Annotated in this window: 18 protein-coding genes; 9 read left to right on the forward strand and 9 right to left on the reverse strand. The window is 70.2% G+C overall.

From position 1 onward, the window contains the following. Positions 1 to 162: 162 nt before the first annotated feature. The gene (locus ACZ69Q_RS36980) at positions 163 to 753 is read right to left on the reverse strand and encodes a hypothetical protein (protein WP_471050907.1); all 591 of its coding nucleotides are present in this window, start codon (positions 751 to 753) and stop codon (positions 163 to 165) included. Between the two features lie 422 nt (positions 754 to 1175). Here ACZ69Q_RS36980 and ACZ69Q_RS36985 point away from each other — a divergent pair, with 422 nt between their 5' ends. Genes ACZ69Q_RS36985 through ACZ69Q_RS37005 form a run of 5 tightly spaced genes read left to right on the forward strand, consistent with a single transcriptional unit; the run spans position 1176 to position 9119 of the window. Beyond that, positions 1176 to 4019, forward strand: a complete 2844-nt coding sequence (locus ACZ69Q_RS36985; protein ID WP_471050847.1) for a nitrate- and nitrite sensing domain-containing protein — start codon at positions 1176 to 1178, stop codon at positions 4017 to 4019. Further along, positions 4016 to 4453: a roadblock/LC7 domain-containing protein gene (locus ACZ69Q_RS36990; RefSeq protein ID WP_471050850.1), complete on the forward strand. Its 438-nt coding sequence runs from the start codon at positions 4016 to 4018 to the stop codon at positions 4451 to 4453. The genes ACZ69Q_RS36985 and ACZ69Q_RS36990 overlap by 4 nt, the downstream gene beginning before the upstream one ends. Positions 4454 to 4462: 9 nt before the next feature. Continuing rightward, positions 4463 to 4858 (forward strand): DUF742 domain-containing protein, encoded by a 396-nt coding sequence (locus tag ACZ69Q_RS36995; protein ID WP_471050853.1) that lies wholly within the window; start codon positions 4463 to 4465, stop codon positions 4856 to 4858. A gap of 24 nt (positions 4859 to 4882) precedes the next feature. Continuing rightward, complete coding sequence (locus tag ACZ69Q_RS37000) at positions 4883 to 8533, forward strand: hydantoinase B/oxoprolinase family protein (RefSeq protein WP_471050856.1); 3651 nt, start codon at positions 4883 to 4885, stop codon at positions 8531 to 8533. Further along, entirely contained in the window at positions 8514 to 9119 is a 606-nt protein-coding gene (locus ACZ69Q_RS37005; protein WP_471050858.1) for a GTP-binding protein, read from the forward strand. The genes ACZ69Q_RS37000 and ACZ69Q_RS37005 overlap by 20 nt, the downstream gene beginning before the upstream one ends. Positions 9120 to 9238: 119 nt before the next feature. Here the strand turns inward: ACZ69Q_RS37005 and glpK are convergent, their stop codons facing one another. From glpK to ACZ69Q_RS37030, 5 genes are all read right to left on the reverse strand, one after another. Next, complete coding sequence (gene glpK, locus ACZ69Q_RS37010; protein WP_471050860.1) at positions 9239 to 10750, reverse strand: glycerol kinase GlpK; 1512 nt, start codon at positions 10748 to 10750, stop codon at positions 9239 to 9241. 22 nt (positions 10751 to 10772) lie between these two features. After that, complete coding sequence (locus tag ACZ69Q_RS37015) at positions 10773 to 11498, reverse strand: MIP/aquaporin family protein (protein ID WP_471050863.1); 726 nt, start codon at positions 11496 to 11498, stop codon at positions 10773 to 10775. Between the two features lie 502 nt (positions 11499 to 12000). Further along, positions 12001 to 13650, reverse strand: a complete 1650-nt coding sequence (locus tag ACZ69Q_RS37020) for an EAL domain-containing protein (protein WP_471050865.1) — start codon at positions 13648 to 13650, stop codon at positions 12001 to 12003. A 178-nt stretch (positions 13651 to 13828) separates the two neighbouring features. Continuing rightward, positions 13829 to 15019, reverse strand: coding sequence for a lipid-transfer protein (locus tag ACZ69Q_RS37025; RefSeq protein ID WP_471050868.1), 1191 nt, complete (start codon positions 15017 to 15019; stop codon positions 13829 to 13831). Beyond that, on the reverse strand, positions 15016 to 15441 hold the full coding sequence (locus ACZ69Q_RS37030) for a Zn-ribbon domain-containing OB-fold protein (RefSeq protein ID WP_471050870.1): 426 nt from the start codon (positions 15439 to 15441) through the stop codon (positions 15016 to 15018). Before ACZ69Q_RS37030 ends, ACZ69Q_RS37025 begins: the two co-directional genes overlap by 4 nt. Positions 15442 to 15608: 167 nt before the next feature. Here ACZ69Q_RS37030 and ACZ69Q_RS37035 point away from each other — a divergent pair, with 167 nt between their 5' ends. Together ACZ69Q_RS37035 and ACZ69Q_RS37040 are read left to right on the forward strand one after the other, a co-directional pair. Further along, complete coding sequence (locus ACZ69Q_RS37035; RefSeq protein WP_471050872.1) at positions 15609 to 16421, forward strand: M15 family metallopeptidase; 813 nt, start codon at positions 15609 to 15611, stop codon at positions 16419 to 16421. 47 nt (positions 16422 to 16468) lie between these two features. Beyond that, positions 16469 to 17005 carry an NUDIX domain-containing protein gene (locus tag ACZ69Q_RS37040; RefSeq protein WP_471050875.1) on the forward strand — a complete coding sequence of 179 codons (537 nt, stop codon included), beginning with the start codon at positions 16469 to 16471 and terminating at the stop codon, positions 17003 to 17005. On the opposite strand, the gene ACZ69Q_RS37045 is transcribed toward ACZ69Q_RS37040, so the two are convergent. Further along, positions 16996 to 19374: a glycoside hydrolase family 31 protein gene (locus tag ACZ69Q_RS37045; protein WP_471050878.1), complete on the reverse strand. Its 2379-nt coding sequence runs from the start codon at positions 19372 to 19374 to the stop codon at positions 16996 to 16998. The two genes, ACZ69Q_RS37040 and ACZ69Q_RS37045, sit on opposite strands and share 10 nt — an antisense overlap. A 213-nt stretch (positions 19375 to 19587) precedes the next feature. Between ACZ69Q_RS37045 and ACZ69Q_RS37050 the strand changes: the two genes are divergently transcribed. Together ACZ69Q_RS37050 and ACZ69Q_RS37055 are read left to right on the forward strand one after the other, a co-directional pair. Continuing rightward, entirely contained in the window at positions 19588 to 21555 is a 1968-nt protein-coding gene (locus tag ACZ69Q_RS37050) for an acetoacetate--CoA ligase (protein WP_471050880.1), read from the forward strand. 120 nt (positions 21556 to 21675) lie between these two features. Next, positions 21676 to 22575 (forward strand): hypothetical protein, encoded by a 900-nt coding sequence (locus ACZ69Q_RS37055; protein WP_471050883.1) that lies wholly within the window; start codon positions 21676 to 21678, stop codon positions 22573 to 22575. Between the two features lie 72 nt (positions 22576 to 22647). Here ACZ69Q_RS37055 and ptsP read toward each other — a convergent pair whose 3' ends face one another. Together ptsP and ACZ69Q_RS37065 are read right to left on the reverse strand one after the other, a co-directional pair. Next, positions 22648 to 24318 (reverse strand): phosphoenolpyruvate--protein phosphotransferase, encoded by a 1671-nt coding sequence (ptsP, locus tag ACZ69Q_RS37060; RefSeq protein WP_471050886.1) that lies wholly within the window; start codon positions 24316 to 24318, stop codon positions 22648 to 22650. A gap of 82 nt (positions 24319 to 24400) precedes the next feature. Then, complete coding sequence (locus tag ACZ69Q_RS37065) at positions 24401 to 24850, reverse strand: PTS sugar transporter subunit IIA (RefSeq protein WP_471050889.1); 450 nt, start codon at positions 24848 to 24850, stop codon at positions 24401 to 24403. Positions 24851 to 25278: the final 428 nt, after the last annotated feature.

The raw sequence follows: 25278 nt of genomic DNA on the forward strand, positions 1-25278 counted from the left end.
CGGCGGATGCGGGTCGTCTCCCGGCCGACCTGGAGTCGAGAGGCGCCACTTCGGCGAATGCCCCTTCGTTCACTTCATCGACGGCCGTGACCGGGGGCCTTGCGGCCATCAGTAACCGTACGACGAGACTCCCCTGTCCGACCGGGTGCCGGTCGACCGCACTCAGGAGTGCGACAACTGCCCGGCCCCACCCCGTCGGCGTATTCGCTCCTGCGCACGCTTGGCCTCCCGTGCCTGCTGCCGCGCTCGGCGCCGCTCGCGTCGCAGGGAGCGTGCTGTGCTGCTCGGTGCCGAGACCACGCCGTTGCGCTGGTTCCACACCTGGCGGGTCACCCAGACGTCGAGGGCGCCCCAGGTGGCCACGATGGTGCTGACGACGCTGCTGATCACCATGGGGAACGCCAGCCACGATCCCGCCAGCGTGCACAGGAAGGCCACCATCGCCTGTATCAGCGTCAGCGCGATGATCAGCACGGCCCGCACCGCCGACCTGCGCACCGGATCGGGCATCCGGCGCCGCCGCGCGGGCTCCTCGACCCACAAGGGCCGGTAGCCCGCCCAGCCCCGGAACGTCTGGTCACCCTCGGCTTCGTCCGTCATCACCACGCGTGTGCCCTCCGGAACCTCGCGGCTCAACGTCTGCGTGCGCGCGCCCGCCGGAATGTCGCGATCCAGCCCTTCGGGACCGCGCCCCTGCCTTTCGTGCGCCGTAGCGCCTTCCTTGGGCGCCTCACGCTGCTCCGCCGTGCCCATCACCGTGTCACTCCCCACCGCCGGCAGACCGCTTGCCCGTCTCTGAAGACCTGGCTCCCCTGTGGCTGCCCGGCTTGCGCTGTATTACGCCGCCCAGGGGCAGGATGCGGCTCCTGTGGCCCATTCCGCCCCCATTTCCCGTACAGAAGGACGAACGACGCGGCCCGAAGATTCCCGAGAATGATAAAAATCCGGCCAACTGGCCAGAGAAACCGGCTGGTTCCCTCCCTGGAGGTGTCGCGGGATCGCGGTAGGCAATCTCCCGCAATGACGGGACAACTCCACATGTCTCGCCGCCGGTGCGGAAGTTCAGGTTCCGGACGGCTCTTCGAGTTAACTGTGCGTCGGTAGTAGGCTCGCGCCGACTGTTGACGCACAGGTGTACCCCCCTGACCGCTGGGGGGTTTGAGCTGGGGGAGGCCATGCGCTTTCGCGGGAAGTCGATCCGCCGGAAGATGGTGGCGCTGCTTCTCGTGCCGCTGGTGTCCCTGACCGCGATCTGGGGTTTCGCCACGGTACTCACGGGGCGAGGCGTGGCCCAGTTGTTCACGGTGTCGTCCCTCGTCGAGAAGATCGGTTACTCCACCGAGGACGCCGTCCGCGTTCTCCAGCAGGAACGCCGGCAGGCGCTGGTCTATCTCGCCGACCCGCGGGCCTCGGACGCGCTGACGGCGCTGCGCGTCACCCGGAGCGCCACCGACGCCGCCGTCTCCGAGATCCGCAAGAACGCCAAGGACCCCGACGTCCGTGACGGGATGGACGAGGGCGACGAAGAACGCCTCACGGCCGTCCTGGATGCCTTCGACGGCATCAACTCCCTGCGCCGCAGCGTCGAGGACGGGACGGTGACCCGCTCCCAGGCCCTCGACCTCTACAACCGCCTGGTCGACCCCTGTTACGCGCTGCTGGGTTCCCTCGACGGCGTCGACAGCGTCGTGATGGACAAACAGGCCCGCGCCCTGCTGAACGTCACCCGCGCCCGCGAACTGCTCTCCCGTGAGGACGCGCTGCTCAGCTCCGCCCTCGTGGTCGGCAAGCTCACCCGCGAAGAGGCCCGCGACGTCTCCGACCTCGTGGCCCAGCGCACCGTCATGTACGACATCAGCCTGACGGACCTGCCGTCCTCGGAGCGCGAGCGCTACGAACGCTTCTGGAGAAACGCCTCCACCGCCCCGCTGCGCGTCGCCGAACAGGCCGTCATCTTCGCCCAGCCCGGCAGGCCCAGCAACGTGGACGCCAAGAGCTGGGACACCGCGGCCGGCAGCGTCCTCGAAGAGCTCAGCAGACTCAACGACGAGGCGGGCACCCGCTATCAGGAGCGCGTCCAGCCCGTCGCGATGGGCGTCATCGTCAAGGCCGCCATCGCCGGCGTCCTCGGCTTGGTCGCCCTGCTGCTGTCGCTCGTCCTGTCCGTGCGTATCGGCCGCAGCCTCATCCGCGACCTGCGGCAACTGCGCCTGGAGGCCCATGAGGCGTCCGGCGTACGACTGCCCAGCGTGATGCGCCGCCTCTCCGCGGGTGAACAGGTCGACGTGGAGACCGAGGTCCCGCGCCTGGAGTACGACAAGAACGAGATCGGCGAAGTCGGCCAGGCCCTCAACACCCTCCAGCGCGCCGCCGTCGAGGCCGCCGTCAAACAGGCCGAACTGCGTGCCGGCGTCTCCGAGGTCTTCGTGAACCTCGCCCGCCGCAGCCAGGTCCTCCTGCACAAGCAGCTCACCCTCCTCGACACCATGGAGCGCCGGACCGAGGACACCGACGAACTGGCCGACCTCTTCCGCCTGGACCACCTGACCACCCGTATGCGCCGCCACGCCGAAGGCCTGGTGATCCTCTCCGGCGCCGCCCCCTCCCGGCAGTGGCGCAAGCCCGTCCAGCTCATGGACGTCGTGCGCGCCGCGGTCGCCGAGGTCGAGGACTACGAGCGGATCGAGGTGCGCCGCCTGCCCCGCGTCGCCGTCACCGGGCCGGCCGTCGCGGACATCACCCACCTCGTCGCCGAACTCCTGGAGAACGCCACGGTGTTCTCCCCGCCGCACACCGCCGTCCAGGTTCTGGGCGAGCGGGTCGCCAACGGCTTCACCCTGGAGATCCACGACCGCGGCCTGGGCATGGCCGCCGAGGCCCTCCTGGACGCCAACCTCCGGCTCGCCGAGACGCCCGAGTTCGAACTGTCCGACACCGACCGGCTCGGCCTCTTCGTGGTCAGCCGGCTCGCCCAGCGCCAGAACGTCCGCGTCTCCCTGCAGCCGTCGCCCTACGGCGGCACCACCGCCGTCGTCTTCATCCCCGACGCGCTCCTCACCGACGACGTGCCCGACACCAACGGTCTCGGGTTCCGTCTCGACCGGCCCACACCCTCCAAGGAAGCCGAGCTGGAGGAGGCGCGCCGGGCCGCCCTCTCCCAGGTACCGGTCCGCGTGCCCGGCCTGCCCACCTCGCTCCTGGACGGCCCGGTCGAACTGGAGGCCCCCGTCGACCTCGACGCGCTCGGTGGCTTCCCGGACCCCCTCGACGACGAGGACGGCGATCGCGGCGGTCTCTTCCGCCCGCGCCGCGCCCTCGGCCCGACGGAGACCGAGGCGACCGGCCCGCTCGGCGAGCAGCACCCGGTCTCCGGCATCCCCGGCGGCCCGGACCAGGCCGGTCCCGACGACCATGTGAGCGCCCCGGTGCCGCTGCCCCGGCGCGGTACACCCAAGCTGGTCAGCTCGCACGGGCGCCCCGTCACGGAGCAGCGCTCCCGGCGGGACAAGCCGGACCCGGAGCCCTCGGCGGGCCCGCGTCCGCAGCCGAACGGCCTCGCTCCACTGCCGACCCGCCGCCGAGGCACGGGACCCCGAGGCGGAGCGGCCGACGGACCCGAGCACATCGAGGAGCGCCCCGGGATCCCGTCCGGGCGTGACCGCGGTGAGCAGCCGGAGCCACCGGCGCTGCCCAGGCGTGCACACCGCCCCGCGATCGCGTCGAGCGGCCCCGACGACTCCGCACCGAGCCCGGCCGCCGAGCAACCGCCGGCCGGCTCCGGATCGGGCGCGCTGCCCCGACGCGTCCGGCAGGCCAATCTGGCTCCCCAGCTCAGGCAGGGCCCCGCACGGCGCACCGAGGACAATCCGGAGCCCGTCGAGCGGGACGCGGACGAGGTACGCAGCCGAATGGCCTCACTCCAACGCGGCTGGCAGCGCGGCCGCACGGAGAACGCCGCGGGCGACGACGCCCACAGCGGCACAGCACCACAACGAACGACTAAGGGGGACGGTCGATGACCGCACCAAAGGCGACCGGCCACACCGCGACCGACTCGTCGAGGGAGCTCAACTGGCTCCTCGACGACCTCGTGGACCGCGTCGCCAGCATCCGCAAGGCCCTCGTGCTCTCCGGCGACGGCCTGCCGACGGGTGTGTCCAAGGACCTGACCCGTGAGGACAGCGAGCACCTCGCCGCCGTCGCGTCCGGGTTCCACAGCCTCGCCAAGGGCGTGGGCCGCCATTTCGAGGCGGGCAGCGTCCGGCAGACGGTCGTCGAGCTGGACGAAGCCTTCCTGTTCGTGACGGCGGCGGGTGACGGAAGCTGCCTCGCGGTGCTCTCGGACGCCGACTCCGACGTCGGCCAGGTCGCGTACGAGATGACGCTCCTCGTCAAGCGGGTCGGCGTACATCTGGCCTCCGCTCCGCGCACCGATCTGCCCTCGGGCGGGTAGTGGGATGGCATGAGCGCTGACGGTCAGGGAAGAAGCCACTGGTTCGACGACGAAGCCGGACCGGTCGTCCGTCCGTACGCCATGACGCGGGGCCGCACCACCAGTGCGGCCCAGCACCGCCTCGACCTGATCGCGGTGGTCGTCGTGGAATCGCACGCGGATGATCCGGATGCCGATTCGACACTGTCCCCGGAACACGTGGACATCGTGGAGCTGTGCCGTGACGCCCCGCAGTCCGTCGCCGAACTCTCCGCCGAACTCGATCTGCCCATCGGAGTCATACGGGTCCTCGTCGGGGACCTCGTGGACGCGGAATTCGTCCATGTGAACCGGCCTGTACCGCCTGCCGAGCTGGTGGACGAGAGTATTCTGCGCGATGTGATCAACGGCCTGCGGGCGCTGTGAGCGGCGCGGAAGCGGGGTAGTGACATGACAGGCTGGCAGTTCTGGGTCGACCGTGGCGGCACCTTCACGGACATCGTCGCGCGACGCCCGGACGGCCGCCTGCTGACCCACAAGCTCCTTTCGGAGAACCCGGCGCGCTACTCCGACGCGGCCGTGGCGGGCGTACGCGAGCTGCTGGACGGTTCCCCGGACCCCATCGAGGCCGTCCGCATGGGCACGACGGTCGCCACGAACGCCCTCCTCGAGCGCAAGGGGGAGCGGACCCTGCTGGTGATCACCCGCGGCTTCCGCGACGCCCTGCGCATCGCCTACCAGAACCGCCCCAGGATCTTCGCCCGCCGCATCGAGCTGCCCGAGCTGCTGTACGAGCGGGTCGTCGAGGTGGACGAGCGCATCGCCGCCGACGGCACCGTCCTGCACACCCCCGACCTGGATGCCCTGGCCGGCCCTCTCCGGGAGGCGTACGACGACGGGATCCGTGCAGTCGCCGTGGTGTGCATGCACAGTCACCTCCACCCGGCCCACGAACAGTCCGTCGGCCGACTCGCCGCCCGCATCGGCTTCCCGCAGATTTCGCTGTCCAGCGAGGTCAGCCCACTGATGAAGCTCGTCCCGCGCGGGGACACCGCCGTCGTCGACGCCTACCTCTCGCCCGTGCTGCGCCGCTACGTCCAGCATGTCGCCGACCAACTCCAAGACGTGCGGCTGATGTTCATGCAGTCGAACGGCGGTCTCGCCGAAGCCGGGCAGTTCCGCGGCAAGGACGCCATCCTCTCCGGCCCCGCCGGCGGCATCGTCGGCATGGCCCGAATGTCGCAGCTCGCCGGGTTCGACCGGGTCATCGGCTTCGACATGGGCGGCACCTCCACCGACGTCTCGCACTTCGCGGGCGACTACGAACGCGTCTTCACCACGCAGATCGCCGGGGTACGGCTGCGCGCCCCCATGCTGGACATCCACACCGTCGCGGCAGGCGGCGGTTCGGTTCTCCACTTCGACGGCTCCCGCTACCGCGTAGGGCCGGACTCGGCGGGCGCGGACCCGGGGCCCGCCTGCTACCGGGGCGGCGGACCGCTCGCCGTCACCGACGCCAACGTCATGCTCGGTCGCATCCAACCCGCCCACTTTCCACAGGTGTTCGGCCCCGACGGCGACCAGCCCCTCGACGACGCCCTCGTCCGCGACCGCTTCACCGCCCTCGCCCGCGAGATCCGTGAACAGACCGGAGACGAACGCACCCCCGAGCAGGTGGCCGAGGGCTACCTTCAGATCGCGGTCGCCAACATCGCCAACGCCGTCAAGCGGATCTCCGTCCAGAAGGGCCACGACGTCACCCGCTACGCCCTCACCACCTTCGGTGGCGCGGGTGGCCAGCACGCGTGCATGGTCGCCGACTCGCTCGGTATCCGTACCGTCCTCGTGCCGCCCATGGCCGGCGTCCTCTCCGCGCTCGGCATCGGTCTCGCCGACACGACGGCCATGCGCGAGCAGTCCGTGGAAGTCCCTCTGGACACCGCCTCGATGCCCGGCGTCCTGAAGACGGCGGACGACCTCGAATCCGCCGCCCGCGCCGAACTCCTCGACGAGGACGTCCCCGAGGACCGCGTCAGGATCACCCGACGCGCCCAACTCCGCTACGACGGCACCGACACCGCCCTCACCGTCGAACTCACCGACCCCGACACCATGCGGTGCGCCTTCGAAGAACGTCATCGCGCCACGTACTCCTTCACGCTCGACCGCCCGATCGTCGTCGAAGCCCTCTCCGTCGAAGCCACCGGCATCACCGAACCCCCCGATCTCTCCGCTCTCGCCCCCTACGAGGCCGCCCCTGAAGGCAGCCCGGCCACACCGCGGACGGTCCGCCTCCACACCGGCGGCAGCCGGCGCGAAGTGCCCCTCCACCGCCGCGAGTTCCTCCCTCCCGGCGAAACAGTCACCGGCCCGGCGATCATCACCGAGGCCAGCGCGACGACCGTCGTGGACGACGGCTGGCAAGCCGTGGCGACCGACGACGGGCATCTGGTCATGGAACGCACGGCGATTACAGAGAGTTCCGATCTCGGTACGAAAGCCGACCCGGTTCTGCTCGAGGTCTTCAACAACCTCTTCATGTCCATCGCCGAACAGATGGGCGCCCGTCTCGAATCCACCGCCCAGTCCGTCAACATCAAGGAACGCCTGGACTTTTCGTGCGCGCTCTTCGACCCGGACGGAAACCTGGTGGCCAACGCCCCGCACATCCCCGTCCACCTGGGCTCGATGGGCACCAGCGTCAAGGAGGTCATCCGGCGCCGCGGCTCCCGGATGCGCCCAGGCGACACCTACGCCGTCAACGACCCGTACCACGGCGGCACCCATCTGCCCGACGTCACCGTGATCACCCCGGTCTTCGACACGGGCGGCGCGGCGAACACGGAGGGTGAGCCGCGGATCCTCTTCTACGTCGCCTCACGCGGCCACCACGCCGAGATCGGCGGCATCGCGCCCGGCTCCATGCCCGCGAACAGCAGCACCATCGAGGAGGAGGGAATCCTCTTCGACAACTGGCTCCTCGCCGAGAACGGCCGCTTCCGCGAAGAGGAGACCCTGCGCCTGCTCACCGAGGCGCCGTACCCCTCGCGCAACCCCAAGACCAACCTCGCCGACCTGCGCGCCCAGATCGCGGCCAACCAGAAGGGCGTCGACGAAGTCGCCCGCATGATCGAGAACTTCGGCCTCGACGTCGTCCAGGCCTACATGCGGCACGTCCAGGACAACGCCGAGGAAGCGGTACGCCGCGTCATCGACGCCCTCGACGACGGCGAGTACGCCTACGAGACCGACTCCGGCGCCGTCATCCGGGTACGCGTGCGCGTGGACCGCACCGACCGCACCGCCACCGTCGACTTCACCGGCACCTCCCCGCAGTTGGCCACCAACTTCAACGCGCCCTTCTCGGTCGTCAACGCGGCGGTCCTGTACGTCTTCCGCACCCTGGTCGCCGACGACATCCCGCTCAACGACGGCTGCCTGCGCCCCCTCGACATCATCGTGCCGCCCGGTTCCATGCTCGCCCCCGAACCCCCGGCCGCGGTCGTCGCGGGCAACGTGGAGACCTCCCAGGCCATCACCGGTGCCCTCTACGCGGCACTCGGCGTCCAGGCCGAGGGCTCCGGCACCATGAACAACGTCACCTTCGGCAACGAACGCCACCAGTACTACGAGACCGTGGCCTCCGGATCAGGCGCGGGCGACGGCTTCCCCGGCGCGCCCGTCGTCCAGACGCACATGACCAACTCACGGCTTACCGATCCCGAAGTGCTGGAATGGCGCCTGCCCGTCCAACTCGACGAGTTCGCGCTACGGCACGGCAGCGGCGGCGCCGGGCGATGGCACGGGGGGGACGGCGCCGTACGCCGCCTCCGGTTCCACGAGCCCATGACCGTCTCCACGCTGTCCCAGCACCGCCGGGTCCCGCCGTACGGCATGGCGGGCGGCGAGCCCGGCGCGCTGGGAGCCAACCGCGTCGAACGCGCGGACGGCACGGTCACCGAGCTCGCCGGCAGCGACTCCGCGGACGTCGGCCCCGGCGACGTACTCGTCATCGAAACCCCCGGCGGCGGAGGCTACGGCCCACCGCCGCGCGACCCCCATCAAGCAGGAGAAGAGATCGATGATCTTCGGGCGTTCTGAGCGCGGGAAGCCTCCGGTCGAGCCCGTCACGCTCAAGATCCTGGTGGCCGGCGGCTTCGGCGTGGGCAAGACCACCCTCGTCGGCGCGGTCAGCGAGATCAGGCCGCTGCGCACCGAGGAACTGCTCACCGAGGCCGGACGTCCGGTCGACGACACGAGCGGTGTCGAGGGCAAGCACACCACCACGGTGGCCATGGACTTCGGCCGCATCACCCTGCGCGAGGACCTGGTCCTGTACCTCTTCGGCACGCCCGGCCAGGAGCGGTTCTGGTTCATGTGGGACGAGCTGTCGGAGGGCGCCCTCGGCGCCATCGTCCTCGCCGACACGCGGCGCCTGGAGGACTCCTTCGCCGCCATCGACTACTTCGAACGGCGAGGCATACCCTTCCTCATCGGCGTCAACTGCTTCGAGGGAGCGGACCGTTACCCCGCCGACGACATCCGGCAGGCCCTCGATCTCGACCCCGACGTACCCCTGGTGCTGTGCGACGCCCGCGACCGGGAGTCCGTGAAGGAGATCCTCATCGGCGTCGTCCAGCACGCTATGGCCTTCCAGGCGGACCACCGGCAGACCGTGACCACCTGAACTCCGCCTACGGACACGGCCCGTACCCCCGCCGACCGGGGTACGGGCCGTGCGCCTCGGGCACACGCGCGTGGCTCACATCGGACGCACGCACGCGTGGGTCGCTCTCGGCGCCTGCCTCAGCTCTGGCCGTCCTCCTCCCAGCCGAAGCTCTTCTCCACCGCCTTGCGCCAGTTGTGGTACTCGCGGTCACGCACCTCGGCGCTCATGGTGGGCATCCATTCGGCGTCCTTCGCCCAGTGCGCCTTGAGCTCGTCCAGGTCGTTCCACACGCCCGTGGCCAGGCCTGCCGCGTACGCGGCGCCCAGACAGGTCGTCTCGGAGACCTTGGGCCGGATCACCGGAACGTCGAGCACGTCCGCCTGGTGCTGCATGAGCAGGTTGTTCTTGGTCATGCCTCCGTCGACCTTGAGGGTCGTGATCTCGACGCCGGAGTCCTGGTACATGGCGTCCACGACCTCGCGGGTCTGCCAGCTCGTCGCCTCCAGCACCGCACGGGCGAGGTGCGCCTTGGTGACGTAGCGCGTCAGGCCGGTGATGACACCGCGCGCGTCGGAGCGCCAGTACGGTGCGAACAGGCCGGAGAAGGCGGGCACGATGTACGAGCCGCCGTTGTCCTCGACGCTCTCCGCCAGGGGCTCGATCTCGTCGGCGGTGCGGATGATGCCGAGCTGGTCGCGGAACCATTGGACCAGCGCGCCCGTTATCGCTATCGCCCCTTCCAGGCAGTACACCGGCGCCTCGTCGCCGATCTTGTAGCCCATGGTCGTCAGCAGCCCGCTCTTCGACGGCACCGGCCGGTTGCCCGTGTTGAGCAGCAGGAAGCTACCGGTGCCGTAGGTGTTCTTCGCGGTGCCGACGTCGTAGCAGGCCTGCCCGAACACGGCCGCCTGCTGGTCGCCCAGGGCCGAGGCGACCGGCACCCCGGCGAGCTGGCCGACGGCGGTGCCGTACACCTCGGCGGAGGACTTGATCTCCGGCAGGATGCCCTCGGGCACGTTCATGGCGGACAGGATCGAGGAGTCCCACTGGAGGGTCCCCAGGTTCATCAGCATGGTGCGCCCGGCGTTCGTCACGTCGGTCACGTGCCGCCCGCCGTCCGTGCCGCCGGTGAGGTTCCAGATGAGCCAGGAGTCGATGGTGCCGAACGCGATCTCGCCGTGCTCGGCGCGCGCCCTCAGGCCGGGCACGTTGTCCAGCAGCCACGCGGCCTTGGGGCCGGAGAAGTAGCTGGCCAGCGGTAGGCCGGTCTGCTCGCGGAACCGGTCCTGCCCGTCCGAGCCGCCGAGCTGGTTGCACAGTGCAGCGGTCCGCGTGTCCTGCCACACGATCGCGTTGTGCACCGGCTTGCCGGTCGCCCGGTCCCACAGGACCGTCGTCTCGCGCTGGTTGGTGATGCCGAGCGCGCTGAGCTGGTCGGGCCGTAGTCCGGCCTTGGCGATCGCACCGGCGACCACCGCCTGCACCTTGGACCAGATCTCCGTGGCGTCATGCTCCACCCAGCCGGGCTTGGGGAAGATCTGGCGGTGCTCGCGCTGGTCGACGGCCACGATCGCGCCGTCCTGGTTGAAGATGATGCAGCGGCTCGAGGTCGTGCCTTGGTCGATTGCGGCGACGAACTTGTCCGTCATGACGTCCCCTTCGTCGGATCATTCAGAACGCTGCGTTGAAGATGACCCCGGAGAGCGCCCCGCCGATCAGCGGTCCTACGACCGGGATCCACGCGTAGCCCCAGTCCGAGCTGCCCTTGTTGGGAATCGGGAGCAGGGCGTGGATGATGCGGGGGCCCAGGTCACGGGCCGGGTTGATGGCGTACCCCGTGGGACCGCCGAGCGAAAGGCCGATTCCGACTACCAGGAACGAGACGATCAGGATCGCCGTGCCCGACAGGACGAGGCCCTTGGTCAGGCCGAACGCCAGGATCGGCAGCACCAGCCCGATGGTCGCGATGATCTCGGTGATCAGGTTCGCGACGGGATTTCGGATCGCGGGCGCGGTGGAGAAGATCCCGAGCGTCGGCTGGGCGATCTTGTCGTCGGCATTGGCCTGGAACTGCGCGAAGTAGACCAGCCAGCACAGCACCGCGCCGAGCATCGCGCCGACCATCTGGCCGGCGATGTAGATGCCGACCTTGTCCCAGACCCCCGTGTCGATGGCGATCCCGATCGTCACGGCCGGGTTGAGGTGTCCGCCGGACAGCGGGGCCGCGGTGTACGCGCCGGCCATGACGCCGAAACCCCAGCCGAAGGCGATGACGATCCAGCCACCGTCCTTCGCCTTGGAGTAGTTCAGTAGGACGGCGGCTACGACGCCGGCCCCGAAGAGGATCAGGATCGCGGTGCCGATGACCTCACCGAGGAAAATGTCTCCGTTGCTCATGGCTGCTCCTAGGCCCTGGCCGGGATGATCGGCCCCGGTTCATCGTGCGGGGTGCGTTTCCCATGGCGACTTCAGACGAAGGCAGGGAGGGTCCCGAGCCCCGCCCGGCGTCCGTGACGAGCGTGCCGACGCAGCCGAATCGCCCGTGGGGGAGGGCCTTTGCACAGGCGGAACCGCGCGGCGCGGTGCGTGGATACGCCGAGAATGTACGGCGATGTCGGCTGACACCGGGAAGTGTTCACCGGTGTCCAGGGGGCGTCAAGGTCGCTGACGCCAACGGTTCGGGGTGTGCCGACGGGGCACGGGCCCACGCCTTCCGCGCTCCGGGCACGCCCACTCGGAAGTGAGACGGGACAGGGACGGGACACCTAGGCCCTGCTGGGGCCGGCAGGCGGGCCAGTTCCTGCTGGACTCGACAGGGGCCGAAGGCCATTGCTGTGCCTTGCTGTGCTGAGGCCCACGGGTGCCTTTCGGCCACCGCTGACCTTGTGGGGAAAGCGTCTCACCCCCTGCCGGGCTCCGCCACCGCGCAACCGGCGGCAGGGGCCGCCTGCGCTCCGCGAAGGATCTCGTGCCCGGGCAATCCCGCGCGCCCCAGGACCCAGCTCGCCCCGCTCAGAGACTTCGCGGCCTTCTTCAACGGCGCCAGACAGGAGGCCGCTTGCCTATGGTCGGTCACGCTCCCGGGTTCGCACAGGACCGTGGCCAGGGACAGCGTGATGGGGCGCCCACCTGCCGACCAGGGCGCGTCCAGCACCGAGACGGCCAGCGGATTCAGCCCCTCCGGATCCGCCAGCACCAGGAAATCGTCCCCGCCGATGTGGCCGACGCGGGTGCTGTCCGTCGCCACGTGCTGAAGCGCCCGTCCGACCGACCGGATCAGCTCGTCGCCGGCCGCGAAGCCTGCTCCGTCGTTGACCTGCTTGAAGTGGTCCACATCCAGCCAGCTCAGTGCGAACCTCCGCCCGTCCGCGATCCGCCGGTCCACCTCACCGGTGATCGCGTCCGAGCCGGGCAGCCGGGTCAGCGGGTTGAGCCCGGCGGCCTCCTCGACCCGGGTCTCGGCGAGCGCCCGCACGAGGTCCGCGAGCCGTACGACCCCCACGCACCGGCCGTACCGGTCGACCACGGCGACATCGTCCGAGGTGCGGTCCCGGCCGCCGTCCGCGACCACGTCCAGCACCTCCCATGCCGTGGCGTCGACGCCGACCGTGCGCGGCGGATCGCCGAGCTTGGCCGCGGGCCGGTCGGCGTACAGGGCGTGCCCGTAGCGGCCCGACATCGACAGCAGGAAGCGGGAACGATGCACCGACCGCACCGGGACGCCGTACATGTCCACCAGCAGCACCCCGGAGACGTCCGGCGACCCGGTCAGCAGCGCCCGCACCTGTCCGGCGGACGCGGTGGCGGGCAGCAGCGCCGCAGGCCGCACGAACTCCCGCACCGAGGGCCCCGAAGGAGGCGTCACCGCCAGTGCGGCCGAGCGCGGCGGAACGTATACCTCCGCCGCGGGCAGCCGGGCCGGCGGAGCGAACAGCTCGCCCTGAGCGAGCTGCGCACCCGCCGCTCGCGCCGCCGCACACTGGAGCTCCGTCTCCACCCCCTCGACGCACACGAGGGCACCCAGTTGCTCGCACAGCGCCCGCATCGCACCGATCGCCGCAGGCCGCGCCAGCAGGGACGCGTCCAGCTTCACCAGCTCCGGCTCCATGTCGGTGAGCAGCCGCAGCGGGACGTCCCCGTCGCCGACGCCGTCCGCGCTGATCCGGAACCCCTGGTCCCGCAGCGCGCCGACCGCCTCCAGGAGGGCCTGCTGGGGCACGTGGGTGTACGGCGGACCGATGTCGATCGTCACCTCCCACGGCAGCCGACCCGCCGCGCGGACGGCGTCGTGCAGCGGCGTCAGTCCGCCGAGGTCGCCGAGGGTGCCGGCGAACACGTTGAGGTACAGCGGGAGCAGGGTCTCCTTGCGAGCCGCCGCACGGAACGCCAACACGGCGAGCTGGCCGTCGAGTTCGGGATCGCGGCGCGCCTCGGCCAGGACGTCGCCGGTCTCCGGGCGGGCGAGTATCTCCAGCCCCGCGACCCCGCCGGTCGTCAGATTGACCACCGGTTGGAAAGCGAAGCGGAGAGTATCCGTCCAGGAGTACACGGGAGCATGATGTCGCTGCCGGAGCACGCTCGAGCCCAGTTCATAAGACGTTCACGCAGGATTCCGGCCCGCTCACGCTGCGTAGATAGATGCTGATTGCCGAGGGCACGAGCGAGACCGAAGCGACCTTCCGGCGACCACCCGCGCGGCCATGTTGCACAGCCGCCGCGCCCCGTTCTCAGCGCACCGCGATCACCGCCGACCCGTGCCCGAACAGCCCCTGGTTCGCGGCGATGCCCACCCGCGCACCGGCGACCTGCCGGTCACCCGCTGCCCCCCTCAACTGCCAGGTCAGTTCGCACACTTGGGCGATGGCCTGGGCCGGAACCGCCTCGCCGAAGGAGGCCAGGCCACCGCTCGCGTTCACGGGTATGCGTCCTCCCAGGGTCGTCGTGCCCTCTCTCAGCAGCTTGGCGGCCTCTCCTCGGCCGCACAGCCCGAGATCCTCGTACCACTGCAACTCCAGTGCGGTGGACAGGTCATAGACCTCCGCGAACGAGACGTCCTGCGGCCCGACCCCCGCTTCCTCGTAGGCCGCACCGGCGATCGACTCCCGGAACGTCTCGGCCGCCGGCTGCACCGCCACCGCGGAGTCCGTCGCCACGTCGGGCAGGTCCAGCACGGTGTTGGGGTAGCGCGGCGTCACGGTCGAAACCGCCCGTATCCGCACCGGATTCGCGACCCCGTGCCGACGCGCGAAGTCCATCCCGGCCAGGACGAGCGCCGCACCTCCGTCCGACGTCGCGCAGATGTCGAGCAGCCGCAGCGGATCGGCGACCACTGCGGAGGCGGCGACCTCGTCGGCGGTGACCGCCTTGCGGTAGCGCGCGTGGGGATTGAGCGCGCCCAGGGCGGAGTTTTTCACCTTGACCTGCGCGAAGTCCTCAGGTGTGTCCCCGTGCAACGCCATCCGCCGACGCGCGTACAGCCCGAAGTAGGTCGGATTCGTCGCGCCGAGGACGCGGAAGCGCAGCCAGTCCGGATCGTCGGGCCGGTCGCCGCCCGCCGGCCGGAAGAAGCCCTTGGGGGCGGCATCGGCACCCACCACGAGCACCACGTCCGCGAGCCCTGAAAGTATCTGCGCCCGTGCGGTGTTGACCGCCTGCGCCCCCGACGCGCACGCCGCGTACACGCTCGCGACCCGGGCGCCCTGCCAGCCGAGCGCCTTCGCGAACGTCGCCCCGGCCACATACCCCGGATAGCCGCCCCGCACGGTGTCCGCGCCGACGATCGAGCCGATGTCCCGCCACTCCAGTCCCGCGTCGGCCAGCGCCGCGCGTGCCGCTGCCGCGCCGTACTCGACGAAGTTCCGCCCCCACTTGCCCCACGGATGCATACCCGCGCCGAGCACCGCCACGTCGTCCGTCATGCCGTCACCCCCGTCGGCCGCCACTGCCAGGTCGTCCAGATCGTCTCCGCGTCCTCATGGAGCACGCCGGGAACGACCTCCACCTCCATGCCCACCGTCAGATCAGCGACGGTGACCCCGGGAGCCGCCTGTCCCAGCACCACGAGGCGCTCGGATTCCAGCTCCACAGCGATCAACGTGTACGGCTCCCACGAAAGTTCCGGATCGGTTACATAGGGTGACGGAGGGCGGTACCGGCTGTCGGTGAAGGACCAGACGCGCCCGCGCCGGGACAGCGGGACCTCTTCCAGGCCACCGCCCGGGCAGCCCGGATTGCGGCAGTGCGTGTCCTCACGCGGAAAGAACACCGACGTGCACGCAGAGCAGCGAGTACCGATCAGCCGGAAATCCTCCCCGCCACCGGCGAACCACCCGGCGACCACAGGCGTACGTGTGCGTGGCATAGCCCCTCCCAGCAAGCGATCTGACAGATCGTCAGGAAGTGTGCCACGGTCGCCGGAAGATCGGCAGGGCGCCGGATTCGGCCTTCCGAAGGAACCGTGGCCGATCGCTTCCCCGACGGACCGCGCACCTGATAGATGCAGGAGACATGACACGACTCTCGACCGTGGCACGGCGACTGACCGTCACACTCGCCACGCTGCTCGCCGTCACCGCCGCACCCGCGACCGCCCAGGCGAAGACCGGGACCGACAAGGCCCCGAAGGACTTCGTGGCGCTGAGAACCGTGGACCCGACCATCATCCAGGAGATGCGGTACTTCACGCCGCACAACTTCGTCGGCGAACGCATCGACGGCTACCGGCAGCCCCTGTGCATCCTCACCCGACCCGCCGCCGAAGCGCTCCACAAGGCCCAGCGGCGACTCCTGCGCCAGGGCTACACGCTCAAGGTGTACGACTGCTACCGCCCGCAGCGCGCCGTCGACCACTTCGTGCGCTGGGCCGAGGACCTCGACGACCATGCCATGAAGGGCGAGTTCTACCCGAACGTCGACAAGACCCGGCTGTTCCTGGACGGCTACATCGCGGAGAAATCCGGCCACAGCCGTGGCTCCACCATGGACCTGACCATCGTCAGACTGCCGGCCAAGCCCACCCGGCCGTACGTGCCCGGAGAGACCCTGGTGCCCTGCTACGCGCCCAAGGGAGAGCGCTTCCCCGACAACTCGGTCGACATGGGCACCGGTTTCGACTGCTTCGACACCCTCTCCCACACCCTCGACCCGCGCATCCAGGGCGAACAGCGGGCCAACCGGCTGCTCCTCAAGAGCACCCTCGAAGCCCTCGGATTCGTGAACCTCGCCGAGGAGTGGTGGCACTACACATACAAGCCGGAGCTCTACCCGGACACCTACTTCGACTTCCCCGTGTCCTCGAAATCCCTCACGACGCACAAGTGACCGGCCCCCGGAAGACGCCCTTCCACTGATCGGATACAGTCCGCCGCGTGTCCGAAACTCAAGCCTCCGTTCCCAACCCCGCAGCGGACTCCCACTGTTCGACCTGCGGCGCGCCCTACGGAGAGGGCGTCTCCGGCTGGCCGCGCACCTGCCCGGTGTGCGGCGCCGTGGCCTACCGCAATCCACTGCCGGTGGCCATCGCGCTCCAGCCCGTGTACGACACGAAGGGCACCGCCCTGGTCGTCGTCACCCGCACCATCGCCCCCGCGCGCGGGGGCATCGCCCTGCCCGGCGGCTACATCGACGACCGCGAGGACTGGCGCCAGGCCGTCGTGCGGGAACTCGGCGAAGAGACCGGCATCGACGCGGCCGGCCGCGACGTACGCCTCGTCGACGCGATGAGCTCCCCGGACGGGCACCTGCTGCTGTTCGGCCTCCTCCCGGAGCGGCCGGCCGACCGTCTGCCGGCGTCGGCCGCCACGGACGAGACCGAGGGCTGGCACCTCCTACGCAGGCCGGAGGAGCTCGCCTTCCCCCTGCACACGCTGGCCGTACGAGCCTTCTTCGAGGGCCGCTACATCTGAGCCCCGGACTGGCCGAGCCCGCGCACACGCACCGGACGGGGTGACGGGATCACACCGTCCTCGTGGTCCAGCTCGACCACCACCCGGTCGCCCTCCCAGCGGGTGACGTAGCGCTCGATCTCCGGCTCATCCCAGCCGTCACCGGCGTCCGGCACCACCAGCCCGCCCCCGGCCCGTCCCCGGGCAGGCGCCCACACCTCCAGTTCCAGCCCGCCGTCGTCCCCACGCACGGGGACGACGGCGCCCGAGCGCGCGAGCACCGGGATCCGCGACATGGGCGCGTCGACGAGAACCTGCCCCGGCCCTTCGTACGCCCGCTCCGTCGCCGTGTCGTACCAACGCCCACGCGGCAGTTGCACGGCACGCCGGTCCGCCCCCGGATCCAGCACCGGCGCCACCAACAGACCGTCGCCGAGCAGAAACGCATCCTCGCAGTCACGCAGCGTGCGGTCCTCGGGCGCCGACCACCACACCGGACGCACATAAGGCGCCCCCGTACGCCGGGCCAGATGCGCCAGCGTCATGAAGTACGGCAGCAGCCGCCGACGCTCGACGAGCGCCACGCGCGCGTGCCCCAGAACCTCGGGGCCGAACTCCCACGGCTCCCTGCGCCCCGCCCGCAGACTGGCGTGGGTACGGAACAGCGGCAGATACGCGGCCAACTGGAACCACCGCAGATACAGCTCCGGCGACGGACTCCCGTCGAAGCCGCCCACGTCCGGCCCCGAGTACGGCACCCCGCACAGCCCGAGCCCCATGACCAGCGCCAGCGACGCCCGCAGCCCGGGCCAGCCTGTGGCCACGTCGCCGGACCAGGTGCCCCCGTAGCGCTGCATGCCGGCCCAACCGGAGCGCGAGAAGACGAAGGGGCGCTCCCCGGGCGCCAGCTCACGCAGCCCTTCGTAGCCCGCCCTGGCCATGCACAGGCCATAGACGTTGTGCGCCTCCCGATGGTCGCCGCCTCGCCCCTCAAGGGAGTGCCTGGCCGAACGCGGCAGCGTCGACTCCCCGAACGCGGTGAACGAGGTCGGCTCGTTCATGTCATGCCAGAAGCCCGCGAAACCCTGGGCCAGCCGCTCTTCGTACAGCTCACCCCACCACTGCCGCACGCGCGCGTGCGTGAAGTCGGGGAAGACCGCCTCCCCGGGCCAGACCACACCCTGCACGACCTCATCCGAGGCGTCCCGCACGAACACGTCCAAGGCGGCCCCGCTGTCGTACACGGTGTTGCCCGGCTCGGCCTTGACCGCCGGGTCCACGATCGACACCAGACGGATCCCGTCCCGCCGCAAGTCCTCGGCGAGCTGCGGCAGTTTGGGGAAGGCCTCATGGTCGACCGTGAACACCTGGTGCTCGTCGTAGTGGTCGATGTCCAGGTGGACCGCGTCCAGCGGCAGACCCCGCTCCTGATAACCCGAAACGATCCGCCGTACTTCCTGCTCGCTGCCGAAGCCCCACCGCGCGTGATGGTGCCCCAGCGCCCACGCGGGCGGCAGCGCCGCGGCACCGACAAGGGAGGCCCACACGAGCAGCACGCGCGCGGGAGTGCCCACCATCACCCAGCATCGCAAGGGACCGCCGTCCATCCGCAGATCGGTGGTCCCCGCCCGGTCATGGCCGGATCCGGCGCCCTCCTCGCCCTCCCGCAGTGTGACCGTGCCGTCCCACGAGGTGTCGTGGAACACCAGGTGCGTCGCGGCGTCGGCCACGATCAGTTGCACCGGCATGGTGACGTACAGAGGGTCGTCACCGGGACCGAACGAACGCCCCGGGTCGGTGTTCCACAGCCGGTACGTGCCGTCCCTGAGCCGGGGCCCCGACGCCCGCCCTCCGAGCCCGAAGAACCGCGCGTCCGCAGCCACCTCCGAGCGCTGCATCCATCGCGCCGTCCCACCCGCGACAGGCTCCCACCAGCGCGGCGGCAGATCACGCCGCAACGTCACGCCCCCGGGCGTCTGCACCTCCACGGCGCCGTGCCGCGAGATGACCACCGTCACCCGCTCCGCCACGACCCGCCAGCCACCGTCCTTGTCGGGCTCCAGGACCGCCCGGGGATCCGGTTCCGGACAGCGACCCGAGAGCGCGTACGACGGCTCGGGAGCCGCTCCGTCCCAACCCCAGAAGACCGCCCCGTTCACCGTCACGGTCACGCGCAGCTCGGACCGGCTGAACCGGATCACACCGCCGCCCGGACCGGGCCGCACCTCCTGCACGGGCCCCGGCACACGGGCCCGCTCGGCACCCCGGGGCGGCAGCCCTGCGGCGTCCGCACGCCTCCTGCGCCACGCCGCTCGTACGGTACGCAACCCCTGGGCCGCCCCCACAGAACCGACCACCTTCATCGAACGCACCAGGTCACGACCGTCCATGCTGCTCAGCCTGCCATTCGCCGCCCCACACGCGTGTGCCGTTCAACTGCCGTTCACCCGTGCTGGGACCACATCTTCACGACACGGACTGTGTGGGGCACACCCTGGTGTAGAAGTCGATCACATGGCATCGTCCGTGTCATCCGCGTCACGCGCACACCCCCGCCGTGCGCGGAAAGACGCACACGACGCGCACAGTCCGGGAGCCGCCCCATGTCGATCGTGAACCCGCAGCCGCTGTGGCAGCCAGACCCGCAGCGCATCGCCCGAGCACGGGTCACCCAGTTCCAGAACTGGGCCGCCGAAAACCACGGTGCCCCCGCCGAGGGCGGCTACGCGGCCCTGCACCACTGGTCGGTCGACGAACTGGAAACCTTCTGGAAAGCCGTCACGGAGTGGTTCGACGTACGTTTCTCCACCCCCTACGCGCGCGTGCTCGGCGACCGGTCGATGCCCGGCGCCCAGTGGTTCCCCGGCGCGACCCTGAACTACGCCGAGCACGCCCTGCGCGCAGCCGCGACCCGCGCGGACGAACCCGCGCTCCTGTACGTCGACGAATCCCACGAGCCCCGACCGGTCACCTGGTCCGAGCTGCGCCGCCAGGTCGGCTCCCTCGCCGCCGAGCTGCGCGCCCTCGGCGTACGCCCCGGAGACCGCGTCAGCGGCTACCTCCCCAACATCCCGCAGGCCGTGGCCGCCCTCCTCGCCACGGCCGCAGTCGGCGGCGTCTGGACCTCCTGCGCCCCCGACTTCGGCGCCCGCAGCGTCCTGGACCGCTTCCAGCAGGTCGAACCGGTCGTGCTGTTCACCGTCGACGGCTACCGCTACGGCGGCAAGGAGCACGACCGCCGCGACACCGTCGCCGAACTGCGCCGCGAGCTGCCGACCCTGCGAGCGGTGGTGCACATTCCGGTCCTCGGCACCGAGGCTCCCGAAGGCGCACTGGAATGGTCGGCCCTGACCGCCGCCGACGAGGAACCCGTCTTCGAGCAGGTCCCCTTCGACCACCCCCTCTGGGTGCTCTACTCCTCCGGCACGACCGGCCTTCCCAAAGCCATCGTCCAGTCCCAGGGCGGCATCCTCGTCGAGCACCTCAAACAACTCGGCCTGCACTGCGACCTGGGCCCCGAGGACCGCTTCTTCTGGTACACCTCGACCGGCTGGATGATGTGGAACTTCCTCGTCTCCGGCCTGCTCACCGGCACCACGATCGTCCTCTACGACGGCAGCCCCGGCTATCCCGACACCGGCGCCCAGTGGCGCATCGCCGAACGCACGGAAGCCACCCTCTACGGCACCTCCGCCGCCTACGTCATGGCCTGCCGCAAGGCCGACGTGCACCCCGCGCGCGACTTCGACCTGTCCAAAGTGCAGTGCGTCGCCACCACCGGCTCACCACTGCCGCCCGACGGCTTCCGCTGGCTGCACGACGAAGTCCGCGACGACCTCTGGATCGCCTCCGTCAGCGGCGGCACCGACGTGTGCTCCTGCTTCGCGGGAGCCGTGCCCACCCTGCCCGTGTACGTCGGTGAACTCCAGGCCGCCGGCCTCGGCACCGACCTCCAGTCCTGGGACCCCAGCGGCAAGCCCGTCATCGACGAGGTGGGGGAGCTCGTCGTCACCAACCCCATGCCGTCCATGCCGATCCACTTCTGGAACGACCCCGACGGCAGCCGGTACCACGACAGCTACTTCGACACCTACCCCGGGGTATGGCGCCACGGCGACTGGATCACGATCACCTCACGCGGCTCCGTCGTCATCCACGGCCGCTCCGACTCGACCCTCAACCGCCAAGGCGTCCGCATGGGGTCGGCCGACATCTACGAAGCCGTGGAGCGCCTCCCCGAGATCAAGGAATCCCTCGTCATCGGCATCGAACAGCCCGACGGCGGCTACTGGATGCCCCTGTTCGTACACCTGGTGCCAGGAGCCAAGCTCGACGAGGCCCTCCTGAACCGCATCAAGCAGACCATCCGCGAACAGCTCTCGCCGCGCCACGTCCCCGACGAGGTCATCGAGGTCCCCGGCGTCCCGCACACCCTCACCGGCAAGCGCATCGAGGTCCCGGTCAAGCGCCTCCTCCAGGGCACCCCCCTGGACAAGGCGGTCAACCCAGGCTCCATCGACAACCTCGACCTCCTCCACTTCTACGAGGAACTCGCTCGCAAGCGCGCCTGACCGACCCGGCACCGGGCCTCGGACTCACCGCACCCACGCGAAGTCCGAGGCCGGCGCCGTTGTCAGTGCCCCCGGTTACTGTGAGTGAGCATTGATCGACCGCACACCAGGGGGAAAACCATGGGGCACACCGACCAGCAGATGATGCGACGCGTCCTGCGCCGCGAGATCGCCGGCACGATCGGCCTGCTGACCGACGAGCACGACTTCCGCGCCATGCGGCGCTACCGCACCTTCACGTTCGACGACCACAAGATCTACCTGGAACAGGTCGAGGCCCTCCTCAGGACCCGGGCCTCCCAGGGCGGCCATACGACGATCGCCCTCTTCGACCCCCAGGAGTACGCGGAGTTCTGCACGGAGGCCGGCCTCGACCCCGACGCCCCGTCGAGCCGCACTCGCTTCACCGCCGAACTCGCGAGCAGCGGGCCCACCATCCCCTACGACGGCCAACCCCTGTCGGACGTCGTCCCGGCACTCGTCGACGAAGCCGTCCGACAAGCCACCTGGGAGTACGCGTCCATCCTCCTCGCACGCCTCGGCACCTGCGCCACCTGCGGCGAGGACATCGGCCGCGCGGCCTTCACACGCGCCTCCGACCTCCTCGTACGCATTCTCGACACGGCCCCGCCGGGCCGCCGGCACCTCGTATGCAGCATCACCGGAACCCCGGAAACACTCCTCTCCGTCCTGCACGCCGACGAGGACGACCAGGGCGGGACACATCTCGACGAGGCCGAAGCGCTGGAGTTCACCACTGTTCTCGCTCTGGGCATCGCCACCCGGAGCCCCGGCGGACTCGTGATGCGGACCAGCGCGCCCGGCACGACCGACCGCGTCTACGGATGGCGCCTGCGCGGGGACGGGCTGGAACCCCTCACCGCAGGTGAGGTCTTCGACGCCTACTGCACCGACGTCGAATCCGGCGACCTCATCTCCCCGGAATCCGGCGTCGACTACTGCGTGCCCCCGGACCTCGGACACGGACGCGACCAGACGCCACCGGGACACCACCACTGAGACGCGGCAGGGGCGCCCCACCCGAAGGTGGAGCGCCCCACAACAATCGGCGTGCGGCCGTGCCGATCCGGCCTACTCGCCGGACAGAACCGCCTGAGCTGCGCTGCGCGCCTCCTCGGCACTGTCCGCAGCCCGCGCGGCCGCAGCCGCACGCTCACACTGCGCCAGCGTGTACTTCGCCAGCGTCGCCCGGACATAAGGAATGGACGCCGAGCCCATCGAAAGGGAGGTGACACCCAGACCGGTCAGCACACAGGCCAGCAGCGGGTCGGACGCGGCCTCACCGCACACACCACAGCTCTTGCCCTCGGCCTTCGCCGCCTCCGCGGACAGCGCGACCAGGTCGAGGAGCGCGGGCTGCCACGGGTCCTGAAGGCGGGACACCGCACCCACCTGACGGTCCGCGGCGAACGTGTACTGCGCGAGGTCGTTGGTCCCCAAGGACAGGAACTCGACCTCCTGAAGGACCGAGCGAGCCCGCAGCGCTGCGGAGGGGATCTCCACCATCGCACCGAACTTCGCCTGCAACCCGGCCTCACGGCACGCGTCCGCGAACGCCTTGGCGTCGGAACGGTCCGCCACCATCGGGGCCATGACCTCGAGGTAGACGGGCAGCCCCTCCGCCGCCTTCGCGAGCGCCGTGAGCTGGGTCCGCAGCACCTCGGGGTGGTCCAGCAGCGTCCGCAGACCACGCACACCCAGCGCGGGGTTCGGCTCGTCGGCCGGAGTCAGGAAGTCCAGCGGCTTGTCCGCACCCGCGTCCAGGACACGTACGACCACCCGGCCCTCGGGGAACGCCTCGAGAACCTGCCGATAGGCCTCGACCTGCTTCTCCTCCGACGGCGCCTTCTTGCTGTCGTCGAGGAAGAGGAACTCGGTACGGAACAGACCGACACCCTCCGCGCCCGCTTCGAGGGCGGCCGGAACGTCCGCCGGACCGCCGACATTCGCCAGCAGCGGCACCTTGTGGCCGTCGGCGGTGGCACCCGGCCCCGTCGACGCCGAGAGGGCGGCCTTGCGCGCGGCGGCAGCGGCCTCCAGCTCGGCCTTCTTCTCGGCGCTCGGGTTCACGAAGATGTCGCCGGTGCTGCCGTCGACCGCGATGACGGTGCCCTCGGCGAGCTCACCGGCACCCGGCAGCGCGACCACGGCGGGCACACCGAGCGCGCGCGCCAGAATCGCACTGTGACTGGTCGGCCCGCCCTCCTCGGTGACGAAGCCGAGAACAAGGGTGGGGTCCAGCAGAGCCGTGTCGGCCGGCGCGAGATCGCGCGCCACCAGGACATAAGGCTCGTCGCTGTCCGGGACACCCGGCATGGGAACCCCGAGCAGCCGGGCGACGATACGATTCCGCACGTCGTCGAGGTCGGCCACGCGACCGGCAAGGTACTCACCGGCACCGGCAAGCAGCTCCCGGTACGCGGCGAAGGCGTCGTACACCGCCCGCTCGGCCGTGCTTCCCACGGCGATCCGCCGATCCACGTCCGCCATGAGCTCGGGGTCCTGGGCCATCATCGCCTGTGCCTCGAGCACCGCCTGGGCTTCGCCCCCCGCCAGATTGCCGCGCGCCATCAGGTCGGCTGCCACAGCCTCCACCGCCTTGCGGGCGCGCCCCTGTTCACGCTCCGCGTCCTCGGCCGGAATCTGCTTGGCAGGCGGTTCGAGGACCGCCGTCCCCATGTGCCGAACCTCGCCGATGGCCACACCGTGGCTCACGCCGACGCCTCGCAGCGTTGTCTCCATCTCACCCGTCTCCGATAGTGCGGCGGGCCCCGCCGCCGCAGTGGTTGTGGTCCCTACTCGCCGTCATACGACGGCACCGAAGTCACTTCCAGGTGAAGAGACTGTCGCCGGCCTTCACATCGCCGCTGTCACGCAGATCGGAGAGAGCCTCGGCCGTGGCCTCGAGGGCGACGATCGGGCAGACCGGAGACTTGCCGGCCGCCTCGACCGCCGCAGGGTTCCAGCGCACGATGCCCTGGCCACGCGTCACGGTGTCGCCCTTGTTCACGAGCAGCTCGAAGCCCTCGCCGTTGAGCTGCACGGTGTCGATACCGAGGTGCGTGAGTACACCGTGCCCCTGGTCGTCGACAACGACGAAGGCGTGCGGGTGGAGAGAGACGATGACTCCGTCCACTGGCGACACTGCCTCGGAGGGCTCACGCACGGGGTCGATAGCGGTGCCCGGGCCGACCATGGCCCCGGAGAAGACAGGATCCGGTACGGACGCCAGTCCGACAGCGCGTCCTGCCAGTGGGGACGAGACGGTGGTCATGGGAAGCCTCCCAGGGGTGGAGATCGTTATGGGCCGTCGCTACCTGTGCCGGACAGCACACTGTTCAGCAGGGTATGTCACATGAAGTGCCGGTTCCGCGCGGGCACTCCAGAGTGGTCTAGACCATACCGTAAATCGATTTGCACGCGCTCCGCGGCCACGTGTACAGTCGTACTCCTGCTTGGGACCGAGTGACGCAACTAGGCGTCCTTGCCCGGCAGCACCCAACTTGTCAGATCCTATCTCGGGGTCACCTTCTGCATGTCTGCAGGGCGGTGGTCAGGGGGCCGGAAAAACACTGATAGAGTTTGGGACACCGAAGGGAAGCGCCTAGAGGAAAGCCCGAGAGGGTGAGTACAAAGGAAGCGTCCGTTCCTTGAGAACTCAACAGCGTGCCAAAAATCAACGCCAGATATGTTGATACCCCG

It is taken from the genome of Streptomyces sp. NPDC036764, assembly GCF_055609385.1.